The following is an 18027-nucleotide window of genomic DNA, read 5'->3' on the forward strand; positions in this document are numbered from 1 at the left end:
GTGGTTCCGATGGCGACCGGCCGCCAGCCGGAGTGGACGCTCGAAGGGAGCAACCCATGGCGTGGTTGTGGTGGGTAGGCGCGGGGCTGATATTCGCGCTGATCGAGCTCTTGTCGTTGGACTTTGTCTTCATCATGTTTGCGGGCGGCGCGCTGGCCGCAGCCGTCGCGAACGGGGTCGGTGCCGAGCTGTGGGTACAGGCGGTCGTCTTTGTGGTGGCCTCGGTGGTGCTGCTCGTGACGCTTCGGCCCACGCTGATCCGCCACCTGCGCAACAGCACGCCGAAGGCGCCCACCAACTCGGAGGCGAACATCGGCCGTACGGCGTCCGTGGTCCAGGAGGTCAACGCGGCGTCGGGGCTGATCAAGCTCAGCGGAGAGGTGTGGAGCGCGCGAGCGGTACCCGGCTCGCCTCTGCTGCCTGCCGGCACTAGCGTTCGTGTGGTCCAGATCGACGGCGCCACTGCGGTCGTCGAGCCGGAGTAGCTGCTCAAGTCCTAAGCGTGGCTAGTCAAGTCAGAAGCGTGACAATCGTCCGTGCGGGCCAAGGCGCCCGCGTAAGGAGACGTCGTGGAGTCATTCGGGCAAGTCCTGCTCTATCTGATCATTGCCCTGGTCGTGATCGTCGGCATCGTCGCGGTGATCCGCGCCGTGCGGATCGTCCCGCAGTCGGTAGCGCTCGTCGTCGAGCGCCTCGGTCGGTACTCGAAGACGCTCGACCCCGGCCTGCACGTGCTGGTGCCGTTCGTCGACCGGGTCCGCGCCGGCGTGGACCTGCGTGAGCAGGTCGTCTCGTTCCCGCCGCAGCCGGTGATCACCAGCGACAACCTGGTGGTCGAGATCGACACCGTCATCTACTTCCAGGTGACGGACGCCAAGTCCGCGGTCTACGAGATCGCGAACTACATCACGGCCATCGAGCAGCTCACGGTGACCACGCTCCGTAACGTCATCGGTGCGATGGACCTGGAGCAGACGCTCACCAGCCGTGACCAGATCAACGGTCAGCTGCGTGGGGTGCTCGACGAGGCGACCGGGCGCTGGGGTATCCGCGTCAACCGGGTCGAGCTCAAGTCGATCGAGCCGCCGCCCTCCATCCAGGGCGCGATGGAGCAGCAGATGCGCGCCGAGCGGGACCGCCGCGCCGCGATCCTCACCGCCGAGGGTGTCAAGCAGTCCGCGATCCTCACGGCCGAGGGTGAGAAGCAGTCGCAGATCCTCCGGGCCGAGGGTGACGCCCAGTCGCAGATCCTGCGGGCCGAGGGTGAGTCGCGCGCGATCGTCCAGGTCTTCGACGCCATCCACCGCGGTGACGCCGACCCGAAGCTGCTGGCCTACCAGTACCTGCAGATGCTTCCCCAGATCGCCAACGGGACGTCCAACACCACCTGGGTCATCCCCACGGAGTTCACGGCGGCGCTCGGCAACATCGCCAAGGGCTTCGGCGGTACGCCCGGCGAACCGGGCATCCCGACGCCTCCCGCGGGCGGCCCGTCCGGCGGACCGCGGCCGACCACGCCGGCGCCGGTCATCGGCCAGCCGGTGCTGCAGGACCCGGGCGAGGCCCTCGCCGAGGCGCAGCGTCAGGCTGAGGCCGCGACCGCCGACGCGACGAGCGCCGGCAGCCGGTCGGGGGAGCCCTTCGACCCGCGCCACGACCGTGGCCAGCAGCCCGGCGGCCCGACGCCGCCCCCGCCGGCACCCTCGGCGCCCCCGGCGCCACCGGCGCCACCGGTCGGCTGAGCACCGGCCGCCTGGCGCGGCAAAGAGCTGTGGCGGGCGAACCGTAGCGAGATAGAACTGGGGCCGGAGTGCGGATCAGCACTCCGGCCCCAGCTCTGTCTCGCGAGGATTCGCTCATGGAATAAGAAGTTGCGGAGTGAGTGCTCACTCATTTACCGTCGCAGGCATGGAGAAGACACGACGCCGGGCAGCCCCCATGGCGCCGGAGGACCGCAAGGCGGCGATCATCGACTCGGTGCTCCCGCTGGTCGCGGAGCGCAGCCTCGACGTCACGAGCCGAGAGCTCGCGCAGGCCGCCGGGGTCGCGGAGGGCACCCTGTTCCGGGCGTTCGGTGACAAGACCGCCCTGGTGGGGGCGGTCGCCGTCGTAGGCCTCGGCCGGGCCGCCAACCCCGAGACCATCCGGGCAGACCTGGCAGCGGTGGACCTGTCGCTTCCCCTGGAGCGCCGGGTCGAGCTGGTCATCGAGCAGGGCCGCGCACGCGCCGTCGAGGTGGTGCGCTGGATGACGATGCTGCGCCGTATGGCGCCGCTCACCGGCTCCGCCGAGGACCAGCACGAGCGCATGCTCCAGTACCGCGACGAGTTCATGGCCCAGCAGGCGAGGCAGCGCGCGGCTACCGTCGAGGGCATCACCGCGGTGCTCGCTCCCGACCTGCACCGCCTCCGCGTGCCCGTCGAGGTCGCGATCTCCCTGATCGAGTCGGCGGTCACGGGCGCCCACGCACGCTTCGACCATCTGCTCCCGGCGGTCCCCGCCAATGTCGTGGCCGACGCCCTGGTGAACGGGCTCGCCGGTCCTGCAGAGCCCTGCAGCACGTAGACCTGACCTTCCGTAGAACCCCCTGACCCCCCCAGAACTGAACCCAGCCCCGAAGGGAACTGTTTTTATGCTTGTCACGCTTGCCCGGAAGTACCTGGGCCCGTACCGCTGGGCGGTGGTCGCGGTGCTCGTCCTGCAGCTCTTGCAGACGCTCGCGGCGTTGTATCTGCCCAGCCTGAACGCGGACATCATCGACGGCGGTGTGGTGGTCGGCGACATCGGCCACATCTGGAGCATCGGCGGCTGGATGCTCGTCGTGTCGCTGGGCCAGGTCGTCGCCTCCGTGGTCGCCGTCTACTTCGGTGCCAAGGTAGCCACGGCCTTCGGCCGGGACCTGCGGCGCGACCTGTTCCACACCGTCCAGACGTACTCCGCGCGCGAGATGGCCCGCTTCGGCGCGCCGACGCTGATCACGCGCGGCACCAACGACGTGCAGCAGGTCCAGATGACCGTGCTCATGACGTTCACCATCATGGTGATGGCCCCGATCATGCTGGTCGGCGGCGTGATCCTGGCGCTGTCCGAGGACGTGTCGATGTCGGCGCTGCTGCTTGTGATCGTTCCGGTGCTGGCCGCCTCGGCGGGCGTCATCGTGTGGCGCATGGTGCCGCACTTCCGGCGCATGCAGAAGCGCATCGACGCCATCAACGGCGTGCTGCGCGAGCAGATCACCGGCCTGCGCGTGGTCCGCGCGTTCGTGCGCGAGCATCGGGAGAGGGAACGCTTCAGCACGGTGAACGAGGAGCTGTTCGACACCTCGCTGCGCGCCGGCCAGCTCATGGCGCTCACGTTCCCGGTGGTCATGCTCATCATGAACCTGGCGTCCGTGGCGGTGTTGTGGTTCGGTGCCCGTGAGATCGAGGCGGGGGGCATGCAGATCGGCTCGCTCACGGCGTTCCTGAGCTACATCATGTACATCCTCATGGCCGTGATGATGTCGACGATGATCTTCATGATGATCCCGCGCGCCGCGGTCGCGGCGGATCGGATCGGGGAGGTCCTGGACACCGAGCCGTCCGTCGTGGACCCGGAGTCGCCGGTCGCCCTTCCGGTCGCGGACGACGACGGCAGCGGCGGCCCGCGCGGCCGCATCACCTTCGAGGACGTCGAGTTCCGCTACCCGGGCGCGGAGGCGCCGGTGCTGCACGACCTGACGTTCGCCGCCGAGCCCGGCCAGATCACCGCGATCATCGGCTCGACAGGGTCCGGCAAGTCGACGCTGCTGAACCTGATACCGCGGCTGTTCGACGCCACCGGCGGCACCGTCCGCGTGGACGGCATCGACGTGCGCGACGTGCTGCAGCGGGACCTCGGCTCGCTCATGGGGCTGGTGCCGCAGAAGGCGTTCCTGTTCACCGGGACCGTCGCGGACAACCTCCGGTACGGCAAGCCCGACGCCACCGAGGAGGAGATGTGGGCGGCGCTCGAGGTGGCGCAGGCCAGGAGCTTCATCGAGGCGCTGCCCGACGGTCTCGACTCCGTGGTGGCGCAGGGCGGTTCGACGTTCTCCGGCGGGCAGCGGCAGCGGCTCGCGATCGCGCGAGCCGTGATCCGCAAGCCCCGCATCTACCTGTTCGACGACAGCTTCTCCGCCCTCGATTACGCCACCGACGCGCGGCTGCGGGCGGCCCTACGGCCACAGACCGCTGACGCGACGGTCATCGTCGTCGCGCAGCGGGTGGCGACCATCCGCGATGCCGAGCAGATCCTGGTGCTCGACCACGGCCGCATCGTCGGCCGCGGCACGCACGCGGAGCTGCTGGCCGACAACCCGACGTACCAGGAGATCGTGACGTCCCAGATGAGCCTGGAGGAGGCAGCGTGAGCGCGGAAGACAAGACCCCGGCCGAGAGCCAGGGCACGACGGCGGCGGCCGCACCAGCTCGCGGGCCCGGTGGTCCCGGCGGGGGCCGCGGGCCGGGTGGCGGCGGCCCGTTCGCCAACATGGGCATGCCCGTGCAGAAGCCGATGGACTTCAAGGGCTCGATGCTCCGGTTCGCCGGCATGCTGCGGCCCGAGCGCCTGAACATCGTGGTGCTCATGCTGTTCGGCATCGGCTCGGTGGCGCTCACCGTGCTCGGGCCCAAGCTGCTCGGCAACGCGACGAACGTGATCTTCGCGGGCTTCGTAGGCGCCGGGCTGCCGTCGGGTATCACCACGGAGCAGGCGATCGAGGGCCTGCGCGCGCAGGGCCAGGACCAGCAGGCCGACCTGCTCTCGGGTGTGCCGGGGGTGGTGCCCGGCCAGGGCATCGACTTCACGCTGCTGATGCAGACCCTCGGCTGGGTGGTGGCCGCCTACCTCGGGGCGTTCCTGTTCGGCTGGCTGCAGGCGCGCATCACCGCCGGCGTCGTGCAGCGGACCATGCGGGACCTGCGCGACCAGGTGGAGGCGAAGCTGCACCGCATACCGCTGTCCTACGTGGACAAGCAGCAGCGCGGCGAGATCCTGTCGCGCGTCACCAACGACATCGACAACGTGGCCCAGACCACCACGCAGACCCTCGCGCAGCTCGTGACCGCGGCCCTGACCGTGGTGGGTGTGCTGGGCATGATGTTCTGGATCTCGCCGGTCCTGGCGCTCGTGGCGCTGGTGACGGTGCCGCTGTCCGTGATCATGACCGCGCAGATCGCCAAGCGCAGCCAGCCGCAGTTCGTGGAGCAGTGGGCGGCCACGGGGCGTCTCAACGCGCAGATCGAGGAGTCGTTCACCGGCCACGCGCTCGTGAAGGTCTACGGGCACCAGGAGACCACCGCCGAGGCGTTCGCAGCAGAGAACAGCGCGCTGTACTCGTCGAGCTTCAAGGCGCAGTTCATCTCGGGCACCATCCAGCCGGCCATGGGGTTCCTCGCGAACCTGAACTACGTGGTCGTCGCAGTGGTCGGTGGCCTGCGGGTCGCTTCGGGCACGCTGTCGCTGGGTGACGTGCAGGCGTTCATCCAGTACTCGCGCCAGTTCACGCAGCCGCTCACGCAGGTCGCCTCGATGATGAACCTGCTGCAGTCTGGCGTCGCCTCCGCCGAGCGGGTGTTCGACCTCCTGGACGCGCCCGAGCAGTCGGCCGACCCCGAGGACTCCGAGAAGGTCGAGCCGGTGCGCGGCCGGGTCGCGTTCGAGGACGTCACGTTCTCCTACACGCCGGAGCAGCCGCTCATCAGCGGGCTGAACCTGGTCGCGGAGCCGGGGCAGACCATCGCCATCGTCGGCCCTACCGGCGCCGGCAAGACGACGCTGGTCAACCTCCTCATGCGGTTCTATGAGGTGGACGGCGGGCGCATCACGCTCGACGGCGTCGACACGCGCGACATGTCGCGCGACGACCTGCGCTCGTCGGTCGGGATGGTCCTGCAGGACACCTGGCTCTTCAAGGGCACCATCGAGGAGAACCTCCGCTACGGCGTGTCCGACGGCGCCAGCGTGGACGAGGAGACCTTCCTCGCCGCCACGCGGGCGACCCACGTGGACCCGTTCGTGCGGACCCTGCCCGACGGCTACGACACGGTGGTCGACGAAGAGGGCTCCAGCGTCAGCGCGGGGGAGAAGCAGCTGCTCACGCTCGCGCGGGCGTTCCTCGCCGACCCGGCGATCCTCGTGCTCGACGAGGCGACCTCGTCGGTGGACACCCGCACCGAGGTGCTGGTGCAGGAGGCCATGAACCGGCTGCGCAAGGACCGGACGTCGTTCGTCATCGCGCACCGGCTCTCCACGATCCGCGACGCCGACGTGATCCTGGTGATGGAGCACGGCGACATCGTGGAGCAGGGCTCGCACGAGGGCCTGCTCGCGGCGAACGGCGCGTACGCCCGCCTGTACGCGAGCCAGTTCGCGGCCCCGGTGGCGGAGGAGCCGGCTGCGACATAGCTGCCGGCGTGCGCCTCAGGGCGACCGTACGAATGCGGGGTGTGTTGCGCTGCGTAGACAAGATCTACGCAGCGCAACACACCCCGCATTCGTAGGTTCTTCCTGTGTTTTCCCTGCCTGGCGTGCTCCGGTCCGAGCCTGCCGACTAGCTCGCGGCGGCCGCCGCCGCGTGCCGGTCGGTCGCGTTCAGGATGCCGACCACCTGGTCGTAGTCGCCCCGCACCTCGGCGTAGCGGAAGAACTTGACCCGTTCGACCTGGATCTCGTGCGCGTCGGGCTCCGACTCCAGCAGCGCCATCACCTCGTCGGCGTACTCGTCGAGCGGCAGCGCGTGCGCGCTCTCGGCCTGCCCGGGCATCAGGTCGGTCTGCACCCCCGGCGGTACCAGCTCGACCACGGACACGCTCGTCCCGGCGAGCTGCAGCCGGATGCTCTCCGACAGCATGTGGATCGCGGCCTTGGTCGCGTTGTACGACGCCGTGACACCCAGCGGCACGTGCGCCAGCCCCGACGACACGGTGAGGATGGTCGCGTCCGGGCGGCTCTGCAGGTGCTCCGTGAACGCGGCGATCAGCCGGATCGGGCCGAGCAGGTTGGTCGTGACGACCGCCTCGGCGTCGGCCAGGAAACCCGGGGTGTTCCAGTTCTCGGCGCGCATGATCCCCGCCATCGGGACCAGCACGTTCACCTCGGGGAAGCGGTTGATCACCTCGGCGGAGGCCTTGACTATCGAGTCGGGATCGCTGGTGTCGATCACTACGGTGCCGAAGCCGTGCTCGGCGGCCAGTGCGTCCAGTGTGGCGGCGCTGCGGCCGCCCACGACCACGGTGTTGCCCTTCGCCTGGAGGCGGGTCGCGAGGGCGAGACCGATGCCGCGCGTCCCGCCCGGGATGAAGATGGTGTTACCGGAGATGTTCATGCCTTCACCGTGCGCCGCCCGGGCCGACGGCGGGAGAGACCCCGCGAACCGGGGACCGGCGATCCCTGGCTCCCGTCCGCGGCCCGGCGCACGATGGAGACATGAACCGTGCAGCCCTCGCCGACTTTCTCCGCCGACGCCGGGAGGCCCTGCGCCCGTCCGACGTCGGGCTGGTGCCGGGACCGCGCCGTCGGGCACCGGGACTGCGCCGCGAGGAGGTGGCCGCCCTGACCGGGATGTCCGTGGACTACTACGCCCGGCTGGAGCAGCAGCGCGGGCCGCAGCCGTCGGAGCAGATGCTCGCCGCGCTCACGCGGACGCTGCGCCTGACCGTCGAGGAACGCGACTACGTGTTCCGGCTCGCCGGGCACGGCGCGCCCCGGCGTATGCCGCTCGAGTCCCACGTGGCGCCGCCCCTGCTGCGTGTGCTGGACCGGCTTGAGGACACCCCGGCCGTGATCCTGACGGGTGCGGGCGAGACGCTCGTGCAGAACCGCCTCGCCGAGGCGATCTTCGGCGCACCGCCGGCCGCCGGTCTGGCCCGCAGCTCCGTGTACCGGTGGTTCACGGACCCGGGCGCCAGGAACGTGTACCCGCCCGACGACCACGAGCGCCAGGGCCGGAGCCAGGTCGCGACCCTGCGGGCCGCGCACGCCGCGGCCGGGCCCGGCTCGTCCGCCGACGAGGTGCTGCACGCCCTGCTGCGGGAGAGCCCCGAGTTCGTCCGGGTCTGGGAGCTGCACGAGGTGTCGCGCCGATATGAGGACCACAAGACGCTGGTGCACCCGGAGCTCGGCCGGATCGACGTGGACTGCCAGGCGCTGTTCACCGAGGACCAGTCGCAGGCGCTCCTGGTGCTCACCCCGGCGCCGAACAGCGAGGCGGAGGAGAAGATCCGCCTGCTGGCGGTCCTGGGCCACGAGACCTTCGCGTAGGCGTAGGTGGGAGGATTCTTCCGTGCTTGACGACGATCGCTGCCCCTGCCTCTCCGGTGACACCTACGGCGCCTGCTGCGGGCGGTTTCACTCCGGCGCCGCGACGGCCCCGACCGCCGAGGCGCTGATGCGCTCGCGGTACTCCGCGTTCACGGTCGGCGACGACGCCTACCTGCTGGCGACCTGGGCGGCGCAGACCCGGCCGGCCACCGCCGGGATCGGCGACGAGCAGTGGCGTCGCCTCGACATCCACCGCACCGAGCGCGGCGGCCCGTTCGACTCCACCGGCGTCGTCGAGTTCACCGCCCACTACCGCCGCCCGGCCACGGGTGTGCGGGGCAGCCTGCACGAGACCAGCCGCTTCGTCCGCGAGGACGGCCGCTGGTACTACGTAGACGGCGACTCCCGCCTGGGCGGCGCCGAGTAGGGCTGACCCCCGAAAGGTTCAGATCCAGCCTTCCTCCCAGGCGCGGTGGGCCGCGGCGTGGCGGGTGGTGACGCCGAGCTTCGCCATCGCGGACGACAGGTAGTTGCGCACCGTCCCCGGCGCGAGGTGCACGGCGCCCGCGATGTCGGAGACCTGGGCACCCGTGCGCGCCGCCCGCAGCACCTCCAGCTCCCGGTCCGTCAGCGGGCAGTCGTTCTCGGTGAGCGCGGAGGCGGCGATCTCCGGATCCACGTACCGGTGCCCGACGGCGACGTCGCGCACGATCTGCGCGAGGCGCGCCGCGGGCGTCGACTTGGGCACGAACCCGCTCACGCCTGCGGCGAGAGCCCGGCGCAGGACGGCGGGCCGGGCATGGCGGGTCACGATGATGACCCGGGGCGGCGTGCCGGCGGCGGCGGCCAGGATCTGCGCGGCCGCGTGCAGCCCGTCGGTGGGTGGCATCTCGAGGTCGAGCACGGCGACGTCGGGCCGGTGCTGCGCGGCGAGCCGCACGGCGTCGGTGGTGGTGGCGGCCTGGGCCACGACCTCCAGGTCGTCCTCCAGGCCGAGCAGGGCGGCAAGGGCGCCGCGCAGCAGCTCCTCGTCGTCGGCCAGCAGCAGGCGGATCATCCGGGCACCGTAGCGGTGACCGCGAACCGGTCGTCGTCGTTGGTCCAGGCCAGGCGCCCGCCGATCGCGTCGAGCCGCTCCGCGAGGGAAACGAGTCCGGTGCCGTCGCCGGTCCCGCCAGGTCCGTCGCCTGCCCCGGTCGACCCGGCACCTCCGCGGGCCGCTTGCGCGCCGTCGTTGCTGATCATGAGGCGGGCGCCGGCGTCGTCGGGCAGCAGGACGATCGTGGCGCGGGTGGCGCGGCTGTGCCGCAGCACGTTGGTGGTGGCCTCGCGCACCACGAGGCCGAGCAGGCTGCGTGGTGCGTCGGGGAGGGACGCCGCGAGGCCGGCGTCGACGTCGGCCTCGACCGCCACACCCGCGGCGGCCAGGACCTTGGACGCGTTGGCGATCTCCGCGTCCAGCGTGGTGCGCCGGTAGCCCTGCACCAGGGCGCGGGTCTCGCGCAGGGCATCCCCGGCGAGCTGCTGCACCTCGCGCATCTGCTCGGCCGCGCGCGCCGGGTCCGCCTCCGCGAGGCGCGCCGCGAGCTCGCTCTTCAGGGCGATGACCTGGAGGTGGTGCCCCTGGATGTCGTGCAGGTCGGCGGCGAACCGGAGGCGCTCGTCCGCCACGGCGAGCTGCCCGGCGACCCGCCGGGCGTCGTCGAGCCGGGCGGCGACCTGCCAGCCGTGGAGCATGCCGAGCATGGCCGGGCCGAACGCCACGACCATCAGCGCGGGCATCCACGCCGCATGCCCCACGTCGGGCTCGCCCGTGGCCAGGGCAGTGACCAGGCCGATCGTCGGCAGCACGACCAGCGCGGCGCCCAGGACCAGCCACGCCCGGCGGGTCGGCAGGAACATGACGAGCACCGCGATCGTGGCGGCTGGCGCGATCGACCAGAGCCCGAAGTTGCCGACGGAGAGCGGCACCGCGGCCGCGACCAGGCCCGCGCCGCAGGCGGTCACGAGCCAGAGCGTCGTCGGCCCCTGGTCCCGCATCCGCCGGCCCAGCAGGACGCTGCACGCCACGATCGTGGCCGCCGTCGACAGGCCGGTCAGCGCGCGCAGCCCGGCGTGGACGTCCGGGTCCAGCACCCAGTCGCCGACCGCGAAGCCCAGCACGCACGCCACCGTCCCCGCGAGACCCCACCAGACGTTGCGGCGGAAGCTCACGAGGCCGCTGCTGCCGTCGTCCGTGACGGCCCGTGCGGTGCTCATGACGTCATCCTGCCAGCGCCGTCGCCGGTCCGGGGCGGTCCGTGCGGCGCTGATGACATCTGTCATACGAGGTAGTGACATGTGCCCGCGCCCGGGTGCGGTCCGGCACTACTGGCCGCGGTCGCCGTCGGACAGCGTGGGAACCAGCGCGGCGAGGAACGCCGCACCGGACGGGGAGATCACGATGACGGACACGACGGAGACGACGGAGACGACGGGTCGGGTCGCGGCGGGGCACGCGCACCTGGCGCAGGGGACCGCCCCCGTGACGCGGGCCCGGAAGGTCGGCAGGTTCCTCGCGCACCTGGCCGAGATGGTCGTGGTCATGGTGCTCGGGATGCTGCTGCTGGCACCCGCGTGGGACTGGGTGGGCGCGGCCCTCGGGATCGAGGCGCTGCTGGGCCGGCCCGACGTCGGCGCGGTGGTGATGGTCCTGGACATGGTGGTCGCGATGACCGTGTGGATGCGGGTGCGGCGGCACGGCTGGTCGGCGATCTGGGAGATGAACGCGGCGATGGCGGCGCCGTTCGCGGTGCTGCTGGTGCTGTTCTGGACCGGCCTGGCCGGCGCGGGTGACCTGATGCTCTGGGGGCACGTGCTGATGGTTCCGGCGATGGCGGGCGCGATGCTGCTGCGTCCGGCCGAGTACACGGAGCATGTCCACGGTTTCGACCTCGCGTGGCTCGGGCGCCGGTGGCCCGTGCTGCTCGCGCTGGTGCTGCTCGCCGGCTCGATCTTCGGCGGCGCGGGCGACCTGCCGGCCTGGCTGATCCTGGCGATGGCCCTGGTGTACCCGGTGGTAGGGGTGCTGCGGAACCAGATCCGCGGGCGGTCGATGGTGCTGCTGCAGGCGGCGGGGCTCGCGGTGTTCGCGGGGATCAGCCTGCTGGTGGGCGCCCTCGCCGGTCAGGACACCGGGGCCTACGTGCTCGCGGCCGGGCTCGTGGGGCACGGGGTCTGGGACGCGTTCCACCACCGGGCGAACGCGGTGGTGTGGCGCTGGTACGCCGAGGCCTGCCTGGTCTACGACGTGCTGCTGGCCGCGGCGGTGGTCGCGACCACTGTCGGGTCCTGAGGCCAGCCCGGAAGCCAGTCCTGAAGTCGGGTCCCTAGGCCGGGCCCGAGGCCACATCTCGTGGAATCTCCGCGGGATGTGGCCGGGCTGCGCGTGGCGGCATGTGTACACCGCCCCTTCGCTCTACTTTGGGGCGCTATGGACAGCGCGCCGCCCGGCACCCCGACCAGCCCGCAGCGACCTGACCCGCAGCCCAGCATTCTTGAGCTGCGGATCCACGGCGTCGCGACCGCGCTGCCGTACAGCGCGCTCGGCCTGCCCCCCGAAGAGGTGACGCAGTCCGACGGCGACAGCCTGGGCAGCTTCTGGATCCCGAAGCCGGAGGCCGAGGCACGGGACAAGGCGCTCCCGCCGGGCGACGTGCACGCCATCCGCCCCGATGTGCGCCGCGAGGCCTACTCCTGGGGCGCGATGGCGCGGCTCGGCGGCCTCCCGTTCGGGGGCTTGCTCGGTGTTGTGGGAACCGTCGGCGTGCGGCTGCTGTGGGCGTCGATGGTCCCGTTCGGCCTGGCCAACGCCGCGTACTGGGCCCGGCGTATCCCGGCCCCCGAGCCGGGCGTCCACGAGGGTGCTGCCGGCGGCACGGCCAGTAGGAGCGCCGCCCGCCCGCCGTCGGGCAGCCTGGTTCCCGAGGCGACCGCCGCCCTGACCCGGGTGTTCGCCCTCGGGCTGACGCTCCTGTTCGTGTCCGCCGTGGCGACGGTGGCGCTGTCCGTGATCGGTACCCGCTGCATCGGCCTGGCGACGGCCGGCCCCGACTCCGTGGTCCCCGTGTGCGCGCGCATCCCCAGCGTCCTGTACGGCCTGGCCAGGATGGATGTCGGCGACCGCCTCGCGCTGCTCTCCCTCGTCCCGGTCCTGCTGGTCGTGGTGCTGGTGGCGGTGGCGCGCAGCGGTCAGGTGCGGTTCGAGTCGAAGTTCTCGGTGATCCGCGCGGGTGGCACGGTGTCGCCGTCGGGCCCACCGCTGCACCGGGCGGGCTTCTGGTCGCAGCGCGAAGGGTCTGGCCTGCTCTGGGCGCACCTGGGCGCCGCCCTCGGTCTGACGGGGCTGTTCCTCACCTGGACCCGGTACGCCGACGTGGGCCTGCCCATGCCGTTCCTGCCTGCGGCCGGCCTGGTGGTGATCCTGGGTGCGGGCGCGTTCGTCGCCCTGCGTACCGATGACGACGGCGTCCAGGTCGTCACCTCCCGCTGGAAGGGCCGCGCCGGACTGGTGGTGTTCGCGGCCGGGCTCCTCGTGTGGCTGCTGGCGTGCTTCGCCGGCCTTGCCGGGCCGCAGCCGGAGCGGATGCCCGCCCTGCCCGGCCTGGACCTCGTGCCCGCGCTGCTCGGTGTCGCCCTGAGTGGCATCGCCGCGACCGGCCTGGCCTGGCGCTCCACGCGCAGCGCCGGGGGTGTCGCCGCCTGGACGGCAGTGCCGGTGATCGCCACGATCTGCGTGGCAGTGGTGCTGGTGGCCGGGCCGAGTGCCCCGGTGCGTTACCTGCTGGTGGCGACGGCGGTGCTCGCGGTCCTGAGCCCGGTCGCGGTGGTGCTGGTGGCGGTCCTGCTGCGCCGTCGCCGCTACGAGGGCTGGAACGGCGCCGGGCCGGGCGTGTTCCTGCTGGTCTCCGCCGCGGCGGCGGCTGTGTACTCGAGCCTGCTCGTGCTCGGTGTGCAGTGGTTCCTGCGCTTCGGGGAGCAGACCGCGCCTAAGGCCCTCGGGCACGGCCTGGTCGCCATCGTCCGCGACGTGCCCGACGCCGAGCTCGTGCGCGTACCGCCCGTCTACACCGAGTTCGGCACCGCGTCCGTGGTGATCGTCCTCGTCTCCCTCGTGCTCATCCTGGTCGCGGTAGTAGGGCCGTACGTCCTCGACACGATCCGCTCCCGGCCGCTGTGGATCCCCGGCGCGCCGCGCACCGTCGGGCCGCCGTACGGCCCGGCGCTACCCGCGTGGCGCGCGGTCGCGGACGCCCCCGACCCCGACGGCGGGCCCAACCCCGTGCTGGAGCGGGTGCTGCGGGCCCGGCAGGTCGCCGCGACGTCGCACCGGGTGGAGCTGGCCGCCGGCGCCCTGGCGGCCGCCGCCTACGTCGCGGCCCTCGTGGCGCACATCCCGCTGATCGCCCAGCAGGCAGACGCCACTCTCGTCCAGGTGCCCTCGTGGCTGTCCGGGCTCGCGGTGCCCGCCCTCGGCACGCTCGCGGCGACCCTCGTGCTCAGCGCTCTTGCGGGTGGTGGCGCCGCGGGCGGCGTCGCGCGCCCGTGGGGCCTGCTGTGGGACCTCCTGTGCTTCATGCCGCGCAGCGCCCACCCGTTCGGCCCGCCGAGCTACGCCGAGCGCGCGGTGCCCGAGGTGCGCTCACGCGTGGACGCGTGGCTCACCGGCGCCGACATCGCCGACGACGCCGAGCGGGAACGTGTGGCCCCCACCCGCCGCGTGGTGCTGTCCGCGCACTCGATGGGCGGGGTGCTGGCCGCGGCGGTGGTGCTGATCCGTGCGGGCAACCCCGTGCCCGAGGCCGTGCTCGGCGCGCCCGGCGCCGCACCCGCCGTCGTGCCTGACACCGCCGACGGCCGCCTCGGCCTGCTCACCTACGGTTTGCAGCTGCGGCCGATCTTCGGCCGGTTCTTCCCGGACCTCCTGGGCCCGACGACGACCGGCACACCACCCAGCACCGGTCCGGCCTGGTCGGCGGACCCCTGGGTGGGCCAGGTGAGTCCCGGACCCGGGGCGGTTCCGGCGACGCCGTTGGCGCCGGAGCGCCCCGAGCCCGGCTCGGGGGAACAGGTCACGCTGATGTCACTGCTGACCTGCGGTGCGAAGCCCGCGTGGGTGAACCTGTGGCGGCGTACCGACTTCCTGGGCTTCCCGGTGGTGAGCTATGGGGAGAACGACGTGGACCGCGGGGCGGAGGAGATGGACCGTTCCGCCTATCTCTTCGCCGTGGCGGCGCATTCGGGGTATCCGGCGTCGTGGGCGTACCACGAGGCGCTGGACGAGGTGGTCGAGCGGCTGAGGTAGCGGCTGACGCCGGCTGGGCCGTCGGGTGCCCAGCCGGCGGTCACGCGGCGAGGGGAGCCGGGCTGACGACGTCGCGCAGCCGGGCCAGTGCCGTCTCGAGAATCTGAACCACGCGCTCCTTGGTGACACCAAGGCGGCGGCTGATCTCGTCGAGGGTGCGGCTGGTGCCGTCCAGGAGGCCGAAGCGCATCTCCAGCACCCGGGCCTCGACCGCGTCGAGGTGCCGCAGGGCCTGCCGGACGGTGCGGCGCAGCAGGGTCTGCTCGGGGGTGGGCCCGTTCTGGCTCGCGCTCTCGGCCTGCTCCGCTGCGGCGACCGCGCGGACGATGGAGCGGCGTACCCAGCGGTGGGCGTAGGCGGCGAACGTGCCGTGCGCGGCGTCGTACGAGTCCGCGGCGCGCACCAGGCCTACGTTGCCCTCCTGGACGAGGTCCATGAACGGCAGGCGGCCGGAATAGGAGCTTGCGATAGCCGGGACGAGGCGGAGGTGGGCGAGGACAAGACGCTCCTTCGCATATTGCCCGTCCTTGACCCGCGCTTCGAGCTGCACGCGGAGACTGGGGGAGACCGCTGTGGCGTTGAGGGTGCGTGCGGCGTCCGCTCCGGCGACTGCGCGCTCCAGGAGGGACTCGAGCTGGGCGTCGTCCAGCGACGGCGTGCGCTCGATCATCGCAGCGTAGGACTGGGGCAACGCCGGGTGCGGGGTGGGTTCCTTGCTGCGTCGCGCGCGGGACGATCGGGGATTTCGGGTAGTTCTCATCGCAACTCTCCTCATGAGCGGGACGAACTTTCCTTGCCCGGAGCATATGGAGTCTTGGCCCTCCAGGGAAGCGGGAGAGATTTCGCTGTGAGAGATAACGGGACGATAACGGCGTACCAACCCGGCCCGGCCCGGCAACCCGAGTTCCAGGGCGCGCCCGGGACGGGGAGAATGACTCGGTGACCACCCTCGACGTCGTCCGAGTGGACGACCCCGCCGACGAGCGCCTCGCCGACTACAACAGCCTCACGGACGTCGTCCTGCGCTCCAAGCACGAGCCGGCCAAGGGCCTGTACATCGCCGAGAGCGCGACGGTGATCCGGCGGGCGCTCGCGGCGGGCCACCGGCCGCGGTCGTTCCTCATGGCCCCCAAGTGGCTCGACTCCATGGCCGACCTGATCACGGGGACCGGCGCGCCCGTCTACGTCGCCGAGGAGCCGCTGCTGAAGGAGATCACGGGCTTCCACCTGCACCGCGGCGCCCTGGCGGCGATGCACCGGCCGCCGCTGCCGGGTGTGCACGAGCTGCTCGCGGGGGCGCGTGGCGGCGCGGGTGCCCGTCGCGTGGCGGTGCTGGAGGACGTCGTCGACCACACGAACGTCGGTGCTGCCTTCCGCAGCGCCGCCGCGCTCGGCGTGGACGCGGTGTTCGTCTCGCCGCGCTGCTCGGACCCGCTCTACCGGCGCTCGGTGCGCGTGTCGATGGGCACGGTGTTCCAGGTGCCGTGGACGCGGATCGAGCCGTGGCCCGACGGCCTGCAGGCCCTGCGGGCGGAGGGCTTCACGGTCGCGGCCTTGGCCCTGTCCGACGACTCGATCACGCTCGACGACCTCGTGGCGAACCCGCCGGAGAAGCTCGCTCTCGTGCTCGGCACGGAGGGCGACGGCCTGAGCGGGCGCGCCATCGAGGCCGCCGACCTGGTGGTGCGCATCCCCATGGCCGGGGACGTCGATTCCCTCAACGTCGCGGCGGCCTCGGCGGTCGCCTTCTGGGCGACCCGCGTCTGAGATGACAGGAGCGCGGCCGGCTGTGCCTGCCGAGCCAGCGCGGTGTCGACCACACGGCTAGGTTCGTCAGCGTGACGATCGCTCTTGAAGAGACTTCGGGCAAGGACATCGGTTCGGCGGAGCACACGCGCTCGATCCCGCAGAAGCGGTCGGCGGCGACGATGGTGTTCACCGATGCTGCGGGGCGGGTGTTGTTGTGCGAGCCGACGTACAAGCAGGTCTGGGAAGCCCCCGGCGGCGCCGTCGAGGGCAATGAGTCTCCCCGCGATGGCGCCGTGCGGGAGGTGCATGAGGAACTGGGCTTGGTGGTCGAGCCGGGTCGCCTGGTGGCGGTGGACTACGTCCCGCCGATCGAGGGTCGTACGGAGAGCCTGATCTTCGTGTACGACGGCGGGCACATGGCCGACGAGCAGGTCGCGGCGATCCATCTGGCCGACGAGGAGCTGCGGTCCTGGGCGTGGTGCACGGTCGATCAGGTGCACGAGCGGATGCGTCCCCTGGTCGCTCGCCGCATCGAGGCGGCGCTCGGCGCCATCCGCGATGGCGGCGTGGTGGAGCTGGAGAACGGCTACTCGGTCAGCACGAAGCTGACCGAGTAGCCGTCTTGGTCAGGCGGCGTGCAGCCGTGCCCGTCTGGTAGCCGTGCGAAGGGTGCTCGGATCCGCCGGAGCGATAGTGGCAGGACGTCCCGGTCATCGCCTCGGCGAGCCCGTCCCAGCGCGACAGAGGCGCTCATGGGCCTCACTCTCGCAGAGTGAGGTGATGGGCTGCCCGACCGCGTGCTGGTACCTGGCGTCGTAGGCCCTGGTCCAGACGCCGGCCGCCCATGACCGTTCGAGCTCGTCGGCGCTGAGCTCCCGGCCGTGCGCGTGGCGATACGCATCGAGGAACCGGTCGGTCTCCTCCACAGTTGCCAGGTCGTCCACGTTGACGGTCGAGTACAGCGCGGCAGCGAAGCCGACGAGGACGGCTTCGCTGTCAGCGGTCATGCTGTCCCAGTCGTGGACGACCAGCAACGTGTCTCCGTTCCAGCGCAGGTTGCCGGCAAGCCAGTCGCAGTGGCCGATCACTGCTTCGGACTCGCCGGCTCGCAGCCGGTCGCGAGCGCGGCGCCCGGCCTCGTCGATCCACGCCGGACCGGCCACCCTGTTGAGGTTGAGGTCAGGGTTTTCCTCCGAACGTGGCCATAGTCCGTCCCCGGTGTGGTTCCACGCCGCCCACGACGGTGGCGGGTCGAGCGTGGACATCTCATCCGGCCGGGGGGCCAGCTCGATCAGCCGCGCGAACGCCTCAGCGAAGGCTCTGGCCGCGTCGCCGCTAGGGAGCGGTGTGCCACCGGGGACGTAGGTTTCCGCGGTCGCGATGTCCTGGCCGAAGGCGGCGGTGGCGAGCGGCTGAGGGCATGGATAGCCCGCCTGGAACAAGCGGTGCTGCACCTCGACGCAGGCCGCGATCCGCGGTGAGTCCGGACGCACCTTGAGCACGACCTCCCTGCCGTCAGCCAGCCGCAGCCCGATGACCGCGGACAGGTTTCCGGACCTGAAGATCTCGTCCACTGGCGGGCTGCCTAGATGTTCCCTGCACCACTGGGCGATGCGGGCAGGATCGACGGCGTCGGCGCGGGACGACATCTGGGC

General features: G+C 71.8%; 16 protein-coding genes. 11 read left to right on the forward strand and 5 right to left on the reverse strand.

The annotated features are described in order from the left end of the window. The first annotated feature begins 56 nt into the window (after window positions 1-56). The 5 genes from AB1046_RS03020 to AB1046_RS03040 all read left to right on the forward strand — a co-directional run bounded on the left by AB1046_RS03020 (window position 57) and on the right by AB1046_RS03040 (window position 6426). A complete protein-coding gene (locus AB1046_RS03020; protein WP_369372321.1) occupies window positions 57-485 on the forward strand; it encodes an NfeD family protein in 429 nt (142 codons plus the stop codon). An 84-nt stretch (window positions 486-569) separates the two neighbouring features. After that, the gene (locus tag AB1046_RS03025; RefSeq protein WP_369372322.1) at window positions 570-1742 is read left to right on the forward strand and encodes an SPFH domain-containing protein; all 1173 of its coding nucleotides are present in this window, start codon (window positions 570-572) and stop codon (window positions 1740-1742) included. A gap of 166 nt (window positions 1743-1908) precedes the next feature. Then, entirely contained in the window at window positions 1909-2565 is a 657-nt protein-coding gene (locus AB1046_RS03030) for a TetR/AcrR family transcriptional regulator (RefSeq protein ID WP_369372323.1), read from the forward strand. Window positions 2566-2632: 67 nt separating this feature from the next. Further along, window positions 2633-4390: an ABC transporter ATP-binding protein gene (locus tag AB1046_RS03035; protein WP_369372324.1), complete on the forward strand. Its 1758-nt coding sequence runs from the start codon at window positions 2633-2635 to the stop codon at window positions 4388-4390. 125 nt (window positions 4391-4515) lie between these two features. Further along, on the forward strand, window positions 4516-6426 hold the full coding sequence (locus AB1046_RS03040; RefSeq protein ID WP_369375556.1) for an ABC transporter ATP-binding protein: 1911 nt from the start codon (window positions 4516-4518) through the stop codon (window positions 6424-6426). A gap of 145 nt (window positions 6427-6571) precedes the next feature. Here the strand turns inward: AB1046_RS03040 and AB1046_RS03045 are convergent, their stop codons facing one another. Continuing rightward, window positions 6572-7345, reverse strand: a complete 774-nt coding sequence (locus tag AB1046_RS03045) for an SDR family oxidoreductase (RefSeq protein WP_369372325.1) — start codon at window positions 7343-7345, stop codon at window positions 6572-6574. A gap of 101 nt (window positions 7346-7446) precedes the next feature. Here AB1046_RS03045 and AB1046_RS03050 point away from each other — a divergent pair, with 101 nt between their 5' ends. Both AB1046_RS03050 and AB1046_RS03055 read left to right on the forward strand, forming a co-directional pair. Next, a complete protein-coding gene (locus AB1046_RS03050) occupies window positions 7447-8280 on the forward strand; it encodes a helix-turn-helix transcriptional regulator (RefSeq protein ID WP_369372326.1) in 834 nt (277 codons plus the stop codon). Between the two features lie 22 nt (window positions 8281-8302). Further along, window positions 8303-8707, forward strand: a complete 405-nt coding sequence (locus AB1046_RS03055; RefSeq protein WP_369372327.1) for a YchJ family protein — start codon at window positions 8303-8305, stop codon at window positions 8705-8707. Between the two features lie 18 nt (window positions 8708-8725). On the opposite strand, the gene AB1046_RS03060 is transcribed toward AB1046_RS03055, so the two are convergent. Continuing rightward, entirely contained in the window at window positions 8726-9337 is a 612-nt protein-coding gene (locus tag AB1046_RS03060; RefSeq protein ID WP_369372328.1) for a DNA-binding response regulator, read from the reverse strand. Beyond that, the gene (locus tag AB1046_RS03065) at window positions 9334-10539 is read right to left on the reverse strand and encodes a sensor histidine kinase (protein WP_369372329.1); all 1206 of its coding nucleotides are present in this window, start codon (window positions 10537-10539) and stop codon (window positions 9334-9336) included. The genes AB1046_RS03060 and AB1046_RS03065 overlap by 4 nt, the downstream gene beginning before the upstream one ends. A 184-nt stretch (window positions 10540-10723) precedes the next feature. Here AB1046_RS03065 and AB1046_RS03070 point away from each other — a divergent pair, with 184 nt between their 5' ends. Both AB1046_RS03070 and AB1046_RS03075 read left to right on the forward strand, forming a co-directional pair. Further along, a complete protein-coding gene (locus tag AB1046_RS03070) occupies window positions 10724-11614 on the forward strand; it encodes a hypothetical protein (RefSeq protein ID WP_369372330.1) in 891 nt (296 codons plus the stop codon). A gap of 138 nt (window positions 11615-11752) precedes the next feature. Then, window positions 11753-14623 carry a hypothetical protein gene (locus AB1046_RS03075; RefSeq protein WP_369372331.1) on the forward strand — a complete coding sequence of 957 codons (2871 nt, stop codon included), beginning with the start codon at window positions 11753-11755 and terminating at the stop codon, window positions 14621-14623. 40 nt (window positions 14624-14663) lie between these two features. On the opposite strand, the gene AB1046_RS03080 is transcribed toward AB1046_RS03075, so the two are convergent. Then, window positions 14664-15383 carry a sigma-70 family RNA polymerase sigma factor gene (locus tag AB1046_RS03080; RefSeq protein ID WP_369372332.1) on the reverse strand — a complete coding sequence of 240 codons (720 nt, stop codon included), beginning with the start codon at window positions 15381-15383 and terminating at the stop codon, window positions 14664-14666. Between the two features lie 179 nt (window positions 15384-15562). On the opposite strand from AB1046_RS03080, the gene AB1046_RS03085 reads away from it, so the two are divergent. Both AB1046_RS03085 and AB1046_RS03090 read left to right on the forward strand, forming a co-directional pair. Continuing rightward, window positions 15563-16390: a TrmH family RNA methyltransferase gene (locus AB1046_RS03085; RefSeq protein WP_369372333.1), complete on the forward strand. Its 828-nt coding sequence runs from the start codon at window positions 15563-15565 to the stop codon at window positions 16388-16390. 71 nt (window positions 16391-16461) lie between these two features. Then, complete coding sequence (locus AB1046_RS03090) at window positions 16462-16989, forward strand: NUDIX domain-containing protein (RefSeq protein WP_369372334.1); 528 nt, start codon at window positions 16462-16464, stop codon at window positions 16987-16989. Window positions 16990-17082: 93 nt separating this feature from the next. Here AB1046_RS03090 and AB1046_RS03095 read toward each other — a convergent pair whose 3' ends face one another. Next, window positions 17083-18021, reverse strand: coding sequence for a phosphotransferase (locus AB1046_RS03095; RefSeq protein WP_369372335.1), 939 nt, complete (start codon window positions 18019-18021; stop codon window positions 17083-17085). Window positions 18022-18027 lie beyond the last annotated feature (6 nt).

Source organism: Promicromonospora sp. Populi (genome assembly GCF_041081105.1).
In the GTDB taxonomy this organism is placed as follows: Bacteria; Actinomycetota; Actinomycetes; order Actinomycetales; family Cellulomonadaceae; genus Promicromonospora.